Source organism: Streptomyces sp. NPDC001401 (assembly GCF_042895385.1).
Classification (GTDB): domain Bacteria; phylum Actinomycetota; class Actinomycetes; order Streptomycetales; family Streptomycetaceae; genus Streptomyces.
Window position 1 is genome coordinate 351738 of the sequence record NZ_JBIAWI010000008.1, and the last position, 14440, is coordinate 366177.

The window sequence follows — 14440 nt, forward strand, 5'->3', positions numbered from 1 at the left end:
GACCGCATCCCATGGAGGGGCGACCCGGCACAGGATTCTGGAGCGGCTTCTTCCGGATCCGGTGACTGGCCATGGAGGTCCCGTGCACGACGTTCGCCCGAATCAGAAGACCCAGAGCCCTTCCGCGCGGCACGAGCGGGGGCGGCGGTCGCGGTTCCTGGGAAGAGCGGCCGGCGGCTGCGCCATGGCCGCGCTGCTCGTGGCGGCGCTGACGGCCCCTCAGGCGGCAGCGGCAGACCTGGGCGGGGGGTGCGGGTGCGGAGACGGAGACGGAGGCGGACACGGGGGCTATGCCTACGTCGCGAACTCCGACGCCCGTACGGTTTCGGTCGTCGACACCGCCAAGAACGCCGTCGTCGGCACCGTCTCCGTACCCGCGGGCGTGGAGAACATCGCCGTCGGCTCCCACAACGAGCGCGCGTATGTGACCGGCGGTGCCGGTTCCGACGCCGTCTCCGTGATCGACACCACCCGCAGGTCCACGATCCGGACCATCCGCGCCGGACAGCGCCCCGAAGGCGTGGCCGTCACGCCGAACGACAAGCGGGTCTACGTCACGAACGCCCGCAGCAACACGGTGTCGGTCATCGACACCGCCACGAACCGGGTCACGAAGACCCTCCGCGTCGGCCGTCAGCCGCAGAACATCGCCATCAGCCCGGACGGCTCCCGCGCCTTCGTCACGAACCTGCTCTCGGGCACCGTGTCGGTGATCTCCACGTCCCGGGAGAAGGTGATCGACACCATCCGGTTCACCACCCCGGCGGCGCCCTTCGACGTGGTGATCGCGCCCGACGGCCGCCGGGCGTACGTGAGCCTGGGCCTCGGGACCGACGCCGTGGCCGTGATCGACACCAGGGAGGCGGAGGTCGAGGACACCGTCATGCTGCCCGAGGGCGCGGAGCACCTCGCCGTCACCCCGGACAGCCGCCGGGTCTATGTGACCACCGGCTTCGGCTCCGACGGGGTGTCGGTCATCGACGCGCGCACGAACGCCGTGAGCGGCTACCTCGAGGTCGGCGCGGGCACTGAGGGCATCGCACTCGGCGACGGGGGGCGTCGCGCCTACGTGACCGCGGGCGACAGCGCCCCCGCCACCAACGTGGTGGACACCGGCACCGGCGAGGTCGTCGCCACCGTCGACGTGGGAGCCGGACCCAACCGCGTGGCCGTGGCAGGCGGCGGCTCGTAGGGTCGCTCCGCGAAAACTGTTATCCCGCCCGTCTCCACTCCGTCTCCTCTCGCGTCCCCCATTCCCCTCACGCCCGGGAGACCCCCATGGACCACCCGCACCGGGAACCCACTGTGATCTCCGACATAGCCAACAGCCCAGGTCGGGCTGAGAAGGTGCGGTCGGACAGCAAGTGAGCGCACAGAGGACGGGCGAGATCGGCATGGACGGGCGGCAGTGGCGTTCCACCATCGCGGCCGCGCAGGCGGGTGACCGGCAGGCGCTGGACGATCTCGTCGCGGGCTGGCTGCCGCTGGTCTACAACGTCGTCGGCCGCGCCCTGAACGGCCACGCCGACGTCGACGACGTCGTCCAGGAGACCATGCTGCGCGCCGTCGACAACCTCGGCTCGCTCCGTGACCCGGACAGCTTCCGGTCCTGGCTGATGGCGATAGCCATGCGGCAGATACGGGACCGGGCGCGCCGCAGGTCCCCGCAGCAACTGGACGAGAGTGCCGCCCGGGAGGCCACCGACTTCGCCGAACTCACCGTGCTGCGGCTCCAGTTGGAGGGGCAGCGGCGTGAGGTCGCGGAGGCGGTGCGCTGGCTGGACGACGAGGACCGGCAGCTGCTGTCGCTGTGGTGGCTGGAGGTCGCGGGCGAGCTGACCCGGCGCGAACTGGCGGCGGCCGTCGGCATCAGCCGGCAGCACGCCGCCGTACGCGTCCAGCGGATGAAGGAGCGCCTGGAGACCTCGCGCGGCATCGTCCGCGCCCTGGACGGGGCCTGCCCCGAACTGCGGGAGCTGACCGGCCGCTGGGACGGGCGGCCCGACTCGGTCTGGCGCAAGCGGCTGGCCCGGCACATCAGGGGCTGCGCCTACTGCGGCGACGCGGGCGAGTCCGTCGTACCGGCGGAAAGGCTCCTGGTCGGCATCGCGCTCGTACCGCTCCCGGTCGGCTTCACGCTCTCCCTGGCCTTCGGCGGCAAGACGGCCGCGGCTGCCGGCTCCGTCGGCTGGTCCGCCAAGGTGCTCGGCGTCCTGGCCAAGCCCGCCGTCGCCGTCACGGCGAGCGCGACCATCGTCGCGGGCGGCGCCTACGTCGTCACCCAGACCCCGCCCACCCCGCCCGCCCCGCCCCCGCGCGCCTCCGGCACCCCCACGGCGTCGAGCACCCACCGCCCGCCGCCCCCGTCCGCCCCGCCCACGCCCTCTCCGTCCCCTTCGGTGACGAAGAAGCAGAAGACCGAGGAGCTCTACGGCAGTGTCGTCGACGCCGTGGACAAGGCACCCGCCCCGGACAGACCGCCCGCCGCGCTCCCGCACCGGCCCGCCTCCGGCATCACCAGCACCGGCGGAGCGCACGCCACCATGACGCACCGCGGCGACAGCGTGACGCTCACCGGCCAGGGCTATGTCCTGGTCCGCTGGCAGCTCGAACCGCAGTACCGGCCCGGCAGCCTGGTCCCGCCGAGCTGGACCGGCCTCAAGGGCAGGCTCTTCCATGTGGCCTCGGGCGGCGGCCGCCGTATGGACGACCGCGTCAGCAGCACCGACCCCACGGCCACCGGCATGGGCAGCAAGGCGACCGGCTTCGACGTCCTGCCGTCCGGCACCCAGCAGATGTGGCAGAACGAGTACTTCTACGTCGACGGCCGCGTCACCCTCACCGTGAACGAACGCGGCGCCGACTACAACCTGAACGTCTTCCCGACCACCTGGGACGCCGTCGAGAAGGACATCACCACCGGCCCCGCCCAGGGCGCGATCCGCTACGGCCTGGTCCGCGACACCGGCAAGGACGACACCCCGGTCCCGCAGTACGTCACCCGCGCGACCCCGTCCGATCCGGCGACGGTGGCTCAGCGCTCGCGGGTGTAGGGCCGGACAGGTCCCACGCGGTCAGCCGCCGTCGCGGAGGGCGCGCAGGACGTCGATGCGGTTGGTCGTGATCGAGTCGACGCCGAGGGCGATGAGGCGGCGCATGGAGCGGCGGGTGTCCGGGGTCCACACGGACAGCAGGTATCCGTCGTGGTGGACGCGGGCGGCCAGGTCGCGGTCCACCAGGGAGAAGCGGTAGTTGAGCCATCGCGGCTTGACCGCCTCGAGCAGCGCGGGGCGCGGGGGTGCGAGGCTGGTGCAGGTCAGGGCGATCTCGGCGGACGTGTCGGCGGCGCGGACGGCGAGCATCGCGGTGGCGTCGGCGCAGTAGTAGACGCGGTCGGCCGCCCCGGCCTCCCGTACGGTGTCCACGATGCGGCGCGCCGCCCGTACGTCCCGCACCCCCGGCAGGTCCAGCATCAGCCGGGTGCCGTCGGTGGCGGCCAGCGCCTGCGCGAGCGTCGGCACCCCGCCGTCCGTGAGACCGCGCACCTCGTCCGCGGACAGCGAGCGGAGGGGCCGCTCGTGCTCCCACAGCCGTTTCAGCGTCTCGTCGTGCAGCAGCACGGGGACGCCATCCCTGGTCAGCCGTACGTCGATCTCGACGGCGTCCGCGCCCTGTCGGAGCGCGGAACGCAGCGAGTCGATCGTGTTCTCGCGGACGCGGTAGGGGTCGCCGCGATGGGCCACGGCGGTCACGTTCTGCATGGCCCCATTGTGGAGGGCGTCCTTCTGGAGGGCGTCAGGGGGCGAGCCACGCCGAGGTGTAGGAGTCGATCTCGTCCCGGATGCGGGCCTTGCCGGGCTCGTCGAGGAAGGAGGCGTCGACGGCGCTCCTGGCGAGGGCGGCCAGACCCTGTGAGTCGAGATTCAGCAGGCGCGCGGCGACGGCGTACTCGTTGTTGAGATCGGTGCCGAACATCGGCGGATCGTCGGAGTTGATGGTGATGACGATCCCGGCCTTCGCGAACTCCTTGATCGGGTGCTCGTCGAGGTTGCGGACCGCGCGCGTGGCGATGTTGGAGGTCGGGCAGACCTCCAGCGGGATCCGGTGCTCGGCGAGGTGCGCGAGGAGCTTCGGGTCCTGGAAGGAGTGGGTGCCGTGCCCGATGCGCTCGGCCCGCAGATGGGTGAGCGCGTCCCACACCGTCTCCGGGCCGGTGGTCTCGCCGGCGTGCGGCACGGAGCGCAGCCCCGCCGCGATCGCCCGGTCGAAATACGGCTTGAACTGCGGCCGCGGCACCCCGATCTCGGGCCCGCCGAGCCCGAACGACACCAGCCCCTCAGGCCGCAGCCGGTCGTCGGTGGCGAGCCGCGTCGTCTCCTCGGCGGCCTCCAGCCCTGCCTCGCCGGGAATGTCGAAGCACCAGCGCAGGACCGTTCCGAACTCGGCCTCGGCCGCCTTCCGCGCGTCCTCGATGGCGTCCATGAAGGCGCGCTCATCGATGTTGCGGCGGGTCGAGGACCACGGGGTGATGGTCAGCTCGGCGTAGCGCACCTGCTGCCGGGCCAGGTCCCGGGCCACCTCGTACGTCAGCAGCCGTACGTCCTCCGGCGTGCGGATGAGGTCCACGACGGACAGGTACACGTCGATGAAGTGGGCGAAGTCCGTGAAGGTGAAGTAGTCGACCAGGGCCTCGGGGTCGGTGGGCACCTTGGAGTCGGGGTGCCGGGCGGCGAGCTCCGCGACGATACGGGGGGAGGCGGAGCCGACGTGGTGCACATGCAGTTCGGCCTTGGGCAGTCCGGCGATGAAGGCGTGCAGGTCGCGCGGAGCGGCGGCGAAGGCGCCGAGGGTCTCGGTCAAGGGTTCCTCCCCGAAGCGGCGTCCCGGGACGGCTCGGCCGGGCGGGACGCGGGTGATCGGCTGATCGGTGGGTCGGGATCATCGTAGGCCGGGCCCGCGGCGGCGGTGCCGCCGGAGTGGGCGCCGCCGACCGGCCGGGCGGCGGAACCGCCAGGACAAGGCTTTACGATGGCGTGGCTAATCGAACGAGGGGGACTGGGACGTGGCGGATCAGACACAGCCGCGCGGGGGCGCAGGAGAAGACCACGACCCGTGGGCGCCGCCCGAGCGCAAGACGTCGCTGGAGAAGGGCGGGCAGCCGGCCGGGTCCGGGCAGCAGCCTCTTCCGCAGGACCAGCAGCCCGCGCCCCAGCAGCCCCCGGTGCAGCCGCCTCAGGTGCACGACCAGGCCACGGTGACGTCCCTGCCGTCCGACGGCTTCGCACCGCCCGGCTTCGGCGCCCCCGGCTACGGCGCGCCCGGCGTACCCCCTGTCCAGGACGGCTGGTCCGAGTCGTCCGTACCGCCCCCGCCGATCGCGCCCACCGGCCCCGGCGTCGGCCCGCAGGGCCCGGCGGCGCCCGGCGGATACGGTTACCCCGCCTACCCGCAGGGCTACGGCTGGCCCGGTATGCAGCCGTTCCCGCAGAACGGCATGGGCACCGCGGCGATGGTGCTGGGCATCCTGTCCTGCTGCATGTTCTGCATCTACGGCATCGTCTCCGTCGTCCTCGGCGTCCTCGCGGTCGTCTTCGGCATCAAGGGGAAGCAGCGGGCGGACCGCGGCGAGGCCACCAACCGGGGTCAGGCCCAGGCGGGCTTCATCACGGGCATTGTCGGGATCGTCCTCGGCATCGCCACGATCGCCCTGCTGGTCATCGCGATCGTGGCCGCCGTGAACGACGAGAAGAACAGGGTCGACTCCGACCCGTACTACAACTCCGCCCCCAGGGTGGCGGCACCTCTCGTGGCGGGCGGCTGACGCCACCCGCCCGGCCCGCCCCGCATCGCGAGGGCGGGCCCGCTCACTCCTCCCGCAACCGCTCCCGCGCCTGCATCAACGCGAACCCCAGCAGATTCGGCCCCCGCCACCGCTGCGGATCCGCCGCGGCCTCGTCGTCGGCCGCGAGGCCGATGCCCCACACCCGGTCCACGGGACTCGCCTCGACCAGCACCCGATCCCCGCTGTTCAACAGGAACTCCCGCAGATCCGCGTGCGCGGCGAACTTGTGGACGCTGCCCTCGAGCACGATCCCGAAGCGCTCGCGCTGCCATATCTCCTCGTCGAAGCCGCGCACGAGCCGCCCTGCCTTCTTGGCGACGGACGGATGCCCCGCGGCCAGCACCCGCTGCTCCGCCTCCGCGTCGTCGAACAGCCGCGCCTTGGCCGCCATCATCCAGTGCTCCGCCGACGAATAGCGCACCCCGTCCACTGTGAACGGCGACGGCCACCATTGGCTCAGACAGCTCGAGCCCACCCGGCCGTCCGCCCGCGCCCGGTGACCCCAGAAGTGCAGGTACTTCACCTTCGCGCCCTCGCGAACCGCCTTGACCAGTGCTTCCCGCGAGTCGATCCGCCCCGTGATCCTTTCCATGCATGCGAGTCTCGCAGCCACCACTGACACTCCGTCCTCCCTTTTCCGAGCTCACTCGACACCTGGTCGACAGATTCCGTCGCGTAACCGAAAGGCAACAACGGAATCCCTTGTAGGAGTGCCATCCCTCTGTCAGGATCGGCACTCAAATCGAGCTGGAGCTACGCCACCCGCCCCCCTGGAGCCGCGGGGCGACGGCGGAGGAGAGCGACATGCAGAACCCGGGCACCGCCACCCCGGAACGATTCCCGGCACAGGACCGCTTCGCGGACGGCGCGCAGTTCATCGCGGGCCGCCTGACGAAGGGCACCTCCGGCCGTACGCACGCCGTCGTCGACCCTTCGACGGGCGAGGAGGTGTACACGTACGAACTGGCCGGCCCCGACGACGTGGACGCGGCCGTGGCCGCCGCGCGCGAGGCCTTCCCCGGCTGGGCCGCCGCCACCCCCGGCGAGCGCTCCGACGCGCTGCACCGCTTCGCCGCCGTGCTCGCCGACCGTGCCGAGGACTTCGCCCGCGCAGAGAGCCTGCAGTGCGGCAAGCCACTGAAGCTGACGCGGGAGTTCGACGTCCCGGGCACCATCGACAACACCGCCTTCTTCGCGGGCGCCGCCCGGCATCTGCAGGGGCAGTCCGCCGGCGAGTACTCCGGGGACCACACCTCGTACGTACGTCGTGAGCCCATCGGTGTCGTCGGGTCGATCGCGCCCTGGAACTACCCCCTCCAGATGGCCGCCTGGAAGATCCTCCCGGCGATCGCCGCGGGCAACACCATCGTGCTCAAGCCCGCCGAGCTCACCCCGCTCACCTCACTGCTGTTCGCGCAGGCCGCCACCGACGCCGGCATTCCGGACGGTGTCATCAACATCGTCACCGGTACCGGCAAGGAGGCGGGGGAGCGTCTGGTCGGCCATCCCGACGTGGCCATGACCTCCTTCACCGGCTCCACCGCCGTCGGCAAGCGCGTCGCCGAGATCGCCACCGCCACTGTCAAGCGACTCCACCTGGAGCTCGGCGGCAAAGCCCCCTTCGTCGTCTTCGACGACGCGGACCTGGACGCCGCCGTCAACGGCGCGGTCGCGGGTGCGCTCATCAACACCGGGCAGGACTGCACGGCCGCCACGCGCGCGTATGTGCAGCGCCCGCTCTATGAGGCGTTCATCGAGCGGACCGCCGCCCTCATGGAGACCGTCCGGCTCGGCGATCCCTTCGCCGCCGGCACCGACCTCGGCCCGCTGATCTCGCACGTCCAGCGCGACCGCGTCGCCGCTTTCGTCGACCGGGCGCGCTCCTACGCGCGCGTGGTGACCGGCGGCGAGGCTCCGAAGGGGGATCTCGAGAACGGCGCCTACTACCGGCCCACCCTTGTCGCGGACGCCGCCCAGGACAGCGAGATCGTCCAGTCGGAGATCTTCGGACCGGTTCTGGTGGTTCTGCCGTTCGACAGCGATGACGATGGCATCAGGCTCGCCAACGACACCCCGTACGGCCTCGCCGCCTCCGCCTGGAGCCGCGACGTCTACCGGGCGAACCGCGCCACCCGCGAGATCAAGGCGGGCTGCGTGTGGATCAACGATCACATCCCGATCATCAGCGAGATGCCGCACGGCGGCTACAAGGCGTCCGGCTTCGGCAAGGACATGTCCGCGTACTCGTTCGAGGAGTACACGCAGATCAAGCACGTCATGTTCGACAACACGGCGGTGGCCAGGAAGGACTGGCACCGCACGATCTTCGGGGACCGCTAGCAGAAGAGGCCGTCCGACCCGCGGCCGTCACTCCCGAAAGGGCACCACGCGCATGGAGCAGTACGAGCCCGACCGCCTGACACCGGCCGTGGCGGCCGCGATGCGGCGCAGCCTGCAAAAGGGCCGGGCAGCGGCGACGACCCGCCGGTCCCTGTTGCGCGCCTCCGCCGGCGGCGCGCTGACCGTCGGCGGCCTCGCGGCGCTGAGCGGCTGCGGGATCCCCGCAGCGGGCAAGACACAGGGCGGCGTGTCCGCAGACGACCACTCGGCGAAGGAGAAGGCCATCAACTTCTCCAACTGGCCCGAGTACATCGACGTGGACGACAGCGGCAAGCACCGCCCGACGCTGGACGCGTTCCGCAAGCGGGCCGGGATCACGGTCAAGTACACCGAGGACATCAACGACAACGACGAGTTCTTCGGCAAGATCCAGCCGCAGCTCGCCGCGGGCCAGGACACCGGCCGCGACCTGATCGTGCTCACCGACTGGCTGGCCGCCCGCATGATCCGCCTGGGCTACGTCCAGAAACTGGACGCGTCCAACCTGCCGCACGCCTACGCCAACCTCTCGGAGCAGTTCCGCAGCCCCGACTGGGACCCGGGCCGCGCCTACTCGTACGTGTGGCAGGGCATCTCGACCGTCATCGCGTACAACAAGAAGGCGCTCGACGGCGTCGAGGTGAAGTCGATCTCCGACCTGCTCGACAACCCCAAGCTCAAGGGCCGGGTCGGCTTCCTGACCGAGATGCGCGACAGCGTCGGCATGACGATGCTCGACATGGGCAAGGACCCGGCGAAGTTCACCGACGACGACTACGACGCGGTGATCGCCCGCCTGCAGAAGGCCGTCGACAAGGGCCAGATCCGCCGCTTCACGGGTAACGACTACACGTCCGACCTCACCAAGGGCGACTTCGCCGCCTGTGTCGCCTGGGCCGGGGACATCGTGCAGCTTCAGGCGGACAACCCGAACGTCGGCTACGTCATCCCCGACAGCGGCTACATGACGTCCACCGACAACCTGCTCATCCCCAACAAGGCACGCCACAAGACGAACGCCGAGCGGCTCATCGACTACTACTACGAGCCGGGGCCGGCCGCCGAACTCGCCGCGTACATCAACTACGTGAGCCCGGTCGCGGGTGTGAAGCCGTACCTTGCCAAGATCGACAAGTCGGCGGCGGACAACCCGCTGATCCTTCCCGACCAGGCCATGCAGGCCAAGTCCCGCGCCTTCCGCTCGCTGAGCTCGAAGGAAGAGACGGCCTACCAGCAGAAGTTCGCGAAGCTCACAGGGGCGTGACGAAGATGACGACGACAGACAACAGCGGCGACGTCCGCCTCTCCGGGATCAGCAAGACCTACGGCGCTTTCACCGCCGTGCACCCGCTCGACCTCACCGTGCCGCAGGGCTCCTTCTTCGCCCTGCTCGGCGCCTCCGGCTGCGGCAAGACCACCACCCTGCGCATGATCGCCGGCCTGGAGGAGCCCACCGGCGGCACCGTCCACCTCGGCGACCAGGAGGTCACCCATCTGCCGCCGTACAAGCGGCCGGTGAACACGGTCTTCCAGTCCTACGCCCTCTTCCCGCACCTCGACATCTTCGAGAACGTCGCCTTCGGCCTGCGCCGGCGCGGCATCAAGTCGGTGAAGAAGCAGGTCGAGGACATGCTGGAGCTGGTCCAGCTCGGCGAGCAGGCGCGCAAGAAGCCGCACCAGCTCTCCGGCGGCCAGCAGCAGCGCGTCGCGGTGGCCCGCGCGCTGATCAACACCCCCAAGGTGCTGCTCCTCGACGAGCCCCTCGGCGCCCTCGACCTCAAGCTGCGCCGCCAGATGCAGCTGGAGCTCAAGCGCATCCAGACCGAGGTCGGCATCACCTTCATCCATGTCACGCACGACCAGGAGGAGGCCATGACCATGGCCGACACGGTCGCCGTGATGAACGCGGGCCGGGTGGAGCAGCTGGGTTCGCCCACCGACCTCTACGAGAACCCGAACACCACCTTCGTCGCCAACTTCCTCGGCACGTCGAATCTGATCGAGGCCGAGGTCGACACCAAGAACGGCGACGACATCGTCCTGAAGGCGGGCGGCGGCAAGCTCGTCCTCCCCGAGGCGCGATGTTCCGCGCCCACGACGACCGGCGGCAAGGTGCTGGTCGGCGTCCGCCCGGAGAAGATCTCCCTCACCCACGCCGACGACGCGGGCGAGATCGCCGAGAACCGCAATCGGATCACCGGCAGGATCGCCGACTCCAGTTTCATCGGCGTCTCCACGCAGTACGTCATCGACAGCCCGGTCTGCCCGGAGTTCGAGGTCTACGCGCAGAACATCGACCGCGATGCCCGGCTGGTGCCCGGCGCCGAGGTCGTCCTGCACTGGAACCCGGCGCACACCTTCGGCCTGGACGCCGCGCAGGACATCGACGCCGGCGTCGCCGAGGTCGAGGAGGACGCCGCCTGATGGCCGCCGTCACCGAGGCGCCACCCCTGGCGCCGGCCCCCGAGACCAAGCCCCCGCGCAAGCGGGGCCGCCTGGTGCCGTACTGGCTCCTGCTCCCCGGCCTGCTGTGGCTGATCGTCTTCTTCGCGCTGCCGATGATCTACCAGGCCTCCACGTCCGTGCAGACGGGCTCCCTGGAGCAGGGCTACAAGGTCACCTGGCACTTCGCCACCTACTGGGACGCGCTGTCCGAGTACTGGCCGCAGTTCCTGCGCTCGGTCGCGTACGCGGCCGCCGCGACCGTCCTGTGCCTGCTGCTGGGCTACCCGCTGGCGTATCTGATCGCCTTCCGCGCGGGCCGCTGGCGCAACCTGATCATGGTCCTGGTGATCGCGCCGTTCTTCACCAGCTTCCTGATCCGCACCCTCGCCTGGAAGACGATCCTCGCCGACAGCGGCCCGGTGGTGAGCACCCTCAACACGCTGCACGTCCTGGACGTCACCAACTGGCTCGGCTGGACCTCCGGCGACCGCGTCCTCGCCACACCACTGGCCGTGGTCTGCGGACTGACGTACAACTTCCTGCCGTTCATGATCCTGCCGCTGTACACCTCGCTGGAGCGCATCGACGGGCGGCTGCACGAGGCGGCCGGCGATCTGTACGCGAAGCCCTGGACCACCTTCCGCAAGGTGACCTTCCCGCTGTCGATGCCCGGCGTGGTCTCCGGCACGCTGCTGACCTTCATCCCGGCGGCCGGTGACTACGTCAACGCCGAACTGCTCGGCTCGACCGACACCCGCATGATCGGAAACGTCATCCAGACGCAGTTCCTGCGGATTCTGGACTATCCGACGGCGGCGGCACTCTCCTTCATCCTCATGGCCGCCATTCTCCTCATGGTCACCATCTACATTCGCAAGTCCGGGACGGAGGATCTGGTTTAAATGTCCGTCCTCAACTGGCTCAAGCGCCATCTCGTCGTCATCGCGGGACTGCTGACACTCGGATATCTGCTGCTGCCGAACGTCATCGTCACGGTGTTCTCCTTCAACAAACCGAAGGGGCGCTTCAACTACCAGTGGCAGCAGTTCTCCACGGACGCGTGGAAGGATCCCTGCGGCGTCGCCGACATGTGCGGCTCGCTGTCGATCAGCCTTCAGATCGCCTTCTGGGCGACGATCGGCGCCACCGTGCTCGGCACGATGATCGCCTTCGCGCTGGTCCGCTACCGGTTCCGCGCGCGCGGCACCGTGAACTCGCTGATCTTCCTGCCGATGGCGATGCCCGAGGTCGTCATGGCGGCCTCGCTGCTCACCCTGTTCCTCAACCTGGGTGCCCAGCTCGGTTTCTGGACGATCCTGATCGCCCACATCATGTTCTGCCTCAGCTTCGTCGTCGTCGCCGTCAAGGCGCGCGTGATGTCGATGGACCCGCGACTGGAGCAGGCGGCGCAGGACCTCTACGCCGGCCCCGCGCAGACCTTCCTGCGCGTCACCCTGCCCATCGCGGCCCCCGGAATCGCCGCGGGCGCGCTGCTGTCCTTCGCGCTCTCCTTCGACGATTTCATCATCACCAATTTCAACGCGGGCTCGACCGTCACCTTCCCCATGTTCGTCTGGGGCTCGGCACAGCGCGGAACGCCCGTTCAGATCAATGTCATCGGTACGGCCATGTTCCTTGTCGCCGTACTGTTGGTCCTTTCCTCGATGCTCATCGGGAATCGCCGCAACAAGCAAAAGGCGTAATCGAAAAGCCCCCGTAGGGAGTTGAAATCATGGCCCCAAGCGCCATGAGCCGTGGCAACAACTGGACAAAGTCACTTTCCGACGCACAGCCCGTCCCGTACTGGCTGGAAGACCCCGGCAAGCCCCACCCCGAGCCCGCGCTCACCGGCGCCGAGACCTGTGATCTGCTGGTCGTCGGCGGCGGCTACAGCGGACTGTGGACCGCGCTGATCGCCAAGGAGCGCGACCCCGGACGGGATGTCGTCCTGCTGGAAGGCCGCGAGGCGGGCTGGGCCGCCTCGGGTCGCAACGGCGGCTTCTGCGCCGCCTCCCTCACCCACGGCCTGCCCAACGGGCTGGCCCGCTGGCCGGAGGAGATCCACCAGCTCGAGGAGCTGGGCGCCCGCAACCTCGACGAGATCGAGAAGGCGGTCGCCCGCCACTCCCTGGACTGCGACTTCGAGCGCACCGGCGAGATCGACGTCGCGACCGAGACGTACCAGGCCCGGGAACTGCGCGACTGGTACGAGGAGATGGAGCGCGAGGGCCTCGCCGAGGGCGTCGAGTTCCTGGACGCGGAAGCGGTACGGGAACAAGTCGACTCACCGACATTCCAGGCCGGCCTCTGGGACCGCCGTGGTGTCGCCATGCTCAACCCGGCGAAGCTCGCCTGGGGCCTCAAGCGCGCCTGCCTCGGCCTCGGCGTCCGCATCTACGAGCACACCCCCGCCCTCACGCTGAAGCCGTACGGCGCCGGCATGGCCGTACGCACCCCCTACGGCTCGGTCCGCGCCCGCAAGGTCGCGCTCGGCACCAACATCTTCCCCAACCTGGTCAAGCGCGTACGGGCGTACACCGTCCCGGTCTACGACTACGCGCTGATGACCGAGCCGCTCAGCGACGAACAGCTGACCTCGATCGGCTGGAAGAACCGCCAGGGACTCGGGGACAGCGCCAACCAGTTCCACTACTTCCGCCTCTCCGCCGACAACCGCATCCTGTGGGGCGGCTACGACGCGATCCACCACTACGGCGGCCGGGTGCGCCGCGAGTACGACGACCGGCCGGAGACGTACGCCAAGCTCGCGGGGCACTTCTTCACCTGCTTCCCGCAGCTGGAGGGCGTCCGCTTCACGCACGCGTGGGGCGGCGCGATCGACACCTGCTCGCGCTTCTCGGCCTTCTTCGGCACCGCCCACCAGGGCAAGGTGTCGTACGCGGCCGGCTACACGGGCCTCGGCGTGGGCGCCACCCGCTTCGGCGCCGAGGTGATGCTCGACCTGCTGGCGGGGGAGACCACGGAGCGGACCTCGCTCGAGATGGTCCGCAAGAAGCCCCTGCCGTTCCCGCCCGAGCCCTTCGCCTGGACCGGCATCGCGCTCACCAAGTGGTCGCTGGCCCGCGCCGATTCGCACGGCGGCCGGCGCAACCTGTGGCTGCGGACGATGGACCGGCTGGGCCTGGGTTTCGACAGCTGAGGTGCACCCGGCCCGCGGTGATTGTGATCCAGCTCACTTCATCGGGTCGGGAAAACCCGCGTAATGCTCGCCAGGAGACCTCCCTCTCTCCCGTGACGCGACCAGCGTCCAGGAGAGACAGGAGGTCTCCTCATGGCTGGGGCGAACACGGCGGTCGAGTGGCTGGCGTCCGTTGCTCCGGATCCCGAGGCCTGCCGCTGGGAGTGGGAGCGCAATCCCCTGGGGATCGCGCTGCTGCCCGCCGGCAGGGCCTGGGACGTACTCATCCTGCCGGGCGAACTCGGCTATCCCACGCTCGACGTCCTCACCCGCTTCCTGGACCAGCCCGGCCCGGTGCTGGTCGACTTCGGGGACGCGCGCATGGGCTTCTTCGTGCCGCCGGGCACCGCGGCCCGCTGGCTCGGTACCGGCATCCGTACGGCAGGGGCCGGCACCTGGATCGTGGTGCCGTACCCGGGGCGCTCGACCGGCGGCGTCCGCTGGCTGGTCCCGCCGGACGGCTCGGGCACCCTCACGGATCCCGCACTCCTCGAACTGGCGATGCACGAGGCGGCGGCGGGCCTGGCGCGCGAGGAGGACATATGACGGGCCACTGATGGCCGGAGGTCTGCATA

General features: G+C 70.1%; 12 protein-coding genes and 1 pseudogene. 10 read left to right on the forward strand and 3 right to left on the reverse strand.

Annotated elements, in window-relative coordinates; genetic code table 11:
* Positions 1-82: 82 nt before the first annotated feature.
* Both ACFY10_RS27195 and ACFY10_RS27200 read left to right on the forward strand, forming a co-directional pair.
* A complete protein-coding gene (locus ACFY10_RS27195) occupies positions 83-1192 on the forward strand; it encodes a cytochrome D1 domain-containing protein (RefSeq protein WP_390667808.1) in 1110 nt (369 codons plus the stop codon).
* A 202-nt stretch (positions 1193-1394) separates the two neighbouring features.
* Positions 1395-3053: an RNA polymerase sigma factor gene (locus tag ACFY10_RS27200; protein WP_390667884.1), complete on the forward strand. Its 1659-nt coding sequence runs from the start codon at positions 1395-1397 to the stop codon at positions 3051-3053.
* A 21-nt stretch (positions 3054-3074) separates the two neighbouring features.
* Here ACFY10_RS27200 and ACFY10_RS27205 read toward each other — a convergent pair whose 3' ends face one another.
* Positions 3075-3761, reverse strand: coding sequence for a glycerophosphodiester phosphodiesterase (locus ACFY10_RS27205; RefSeq protein WP_390667809.1), 687 nt, complete (start codon positions 3759-3761; stop codon positions 3075-3077).
* Between the two features lie 34 nt (positions 3762-3795).
* Positions 3796-4952, reverse strand: a pseudogene (locus ACFY10_RS27210) (adenosine deaminase); the annotation flags it as partial.
* Positions 4953-5062: 110 nt separating this feature from the next.
* On the opposite strand from ACFY10_RS27210, the gene ACFY10_RS27215 reads away from it, so the two are divergent.
* Positions 5063-5821, forward strand: coding sequence for a DUF4190 domain-containing protein (locus tag ACFY10_RS27215; protein WP_390667810.1), 759 nt, complete (start codon positions 5063-5065; stop codon positions 5819-5821).
* 43 nt (positions 5822-5864) lie between these two features.
* Here the strand turns inward: ACFY10_RS27215 and ACFY10_RS27220 are convergent, their stop codons facing one another.
* Positions 5865-6434, reverse strand: a complete 570-nt coding sequence (locus tag ACFY10_RS27220) for an NADAR family protein (RefSeq protein WP_390667811.1) — start codon at positions 6432-6434, stop codon at positions 5865-5867.
* A 212-nt stretch (positions 6435-6646) separates the two neighbouring features.
* Between ACFY10_RS27220 and ACFY10_RS27225 the strand changes: the two genes are divergently transcribed.
* The 7 genes from ACFY10_RS27225 (at position 6647) to ACFY10_RS27255 (ending at position 14411) form a co-directional block, all read left to right on the forward strand.
* Positions 6647-8182 carry a gamma-aminobutyraldehyde dehydrogenase gene (locus ACFY10_RS27225; protein ID WP_390667812.1) on the forward strand — a complete coding sequence of 512 codons (1536 nt, stop codon included), beginning with the start codon at positions 6647-6649 and terminating at the stop codon, positions 8180-8182.
* Between the two features lie 52 nt (positions 8183-8234).
* The gene (locus ACFY10_RS27230) at positions 8235-9485 is read left to right on the forward strand and encodes a PotD/PotF family extracellular solute-binding protein (protein ID WP_390667813.1); all 1251 of its coding nucleotides are present in this window, start codon (positions 8235-8237) and stop codon (positions 9483-9485) included.
* Between the two features lie 5 nt (positions 9486-9490).
* Positions 9491-10645 (forward strand): ABC transporter ATP-binding protein, encoded by a 1155-nt coding sequence (locus ACFY10_RS27235; RefSeq protein ID WP_390667814.1) that lies wholly within the window; start codon positions 9491-9493, stop codon positions 10643-10645.
* Positions 10645-11568: an ABC transporter permease gene (locus tag ACFY10_RS27240; RefSeq protein WP_390667815.1), complete on the forward strand. Its 924-nt coding sequence runs from the start codon at positions 10645-10647 to the stop codon at positions 11566-11568. Before ACFY10_RS27235 ends, ACFY10_RS27240 begins: the two co-directional genes overlap by 1 nt.
* Positions 11569-12369: an ABC transporter permease gene (locus ACFY10_RS27245; RefSeq protein WP_390667816.1), complete on the forward strand. Its 801-nt coding sequence runs from the start codon at positions 11569-11571 to the stop codon at positions 12367-12369.
* A 29-nt stretch (positions 12370-12398) separates the two neighbouring features.
* Positions 12399-13826, forward strand: coding sequence for an NAD(P)/FAD-dependent oxidoreductase (locus tag ACFY10_RS27250; protein ID WP_390667817.1), 1428 nt, complete (start codon positions 12399-12401; stop codon positions 13824-13826).
* A gap of 132 nt (positions 13827-13958) precedes the next feature.
* Positions 13959-14411 carry a hypothetical protein gene (locus tag ACFY10_RS27255; protein WP_390667818.1) on the forward strand — a complete coding sequence of 151 codons (453 nt, stop codon included), beginning with the start codon at positions 13959-13961 and terminating at the stop codon, positions 14409-14411.
* Positions 14412-14440 lie beyond the last annotated feature (29 nt).

What these genes read in the sequence shown, in the direction of transcription:
- ACFY10_RS27200 (WP_390667884.1), top strand. Translation starts at nt 1,395, where the DNA reads ATGGACGGGCGGCAGTGGCGTTCCACCATCGCGGCCGCGCAGGCGGGT.
- ACFY10_RS27205 (WP_390667809.1), bottom strand. Translation starts at nt 3,761, where the DNA reads ATGCAGAACGTGACCGCCGTGGCCCATCGCGGCGACCCCTACCGCGTC.
- ACFY10_RS27220 (WP_390667811.1), bottom strand. Translation starts at nt 6,434, where the DNA reads ATGGAAAGGATCACGGGGCGGATCGACTCGCGGGAAGCACTGGTCAAG.
- ACFY10_RS27225 (WP_390667812.1), top strand. Translation starts at nt 6,647, where the DNA reads ATGCAGAACCCGGGCACCGCCACCCCGGAACGATTCCCGGCACAGGAC.
- ACFY10_RS27230 (WP_390667813.1), top strand. Translation starts at nt 8,235, where the DNA reads ATGGAGCAGTACGAGCCCGACCGCCTGACACCGGCCGTGGCGGCCGCG.
- ACFY10_RS27235 (WP_390667814.1), top strand. Translation starts at nt 9,491, where the DNA reads ATGACGACGACAGACAACAGCGGCGACGTCCGCCTCTCCGGGATCAGC.
- ACFY10_RS27240 (WP_390667815.1), top strand. Translation starts at nt 10,645, where the DNA reads ATGGCCGCCGTCACCGAGGCGCCACCCCTGGCGCCGGCCCCCGAGACC.
- ACFY10_RS27245 (WP_390667816.1), top strand. Translation starts at nt 11,569, where the DNA reads ATGTCCGTCCTCAACTGGCTCAAGCGCCATCTCGTCGTCATCGCGGGA.
- ACFY10_RS27250 (WP_390667817.1), top strand. Translation starts at nt 12,399, where the DNA reads ATGGCCCCAAGCGCCATGAGCCGTGGCAACAACTGGACAAAGTCACTT.
- ACFY10_RS27255 (WP_390667818.1), top strand. Translation starts at nt 13,959, where the DNA reads ATGGCTGGGGCGAACACGGCGGTCGAGTGGCTGGCGTCCGTTGCTCCG.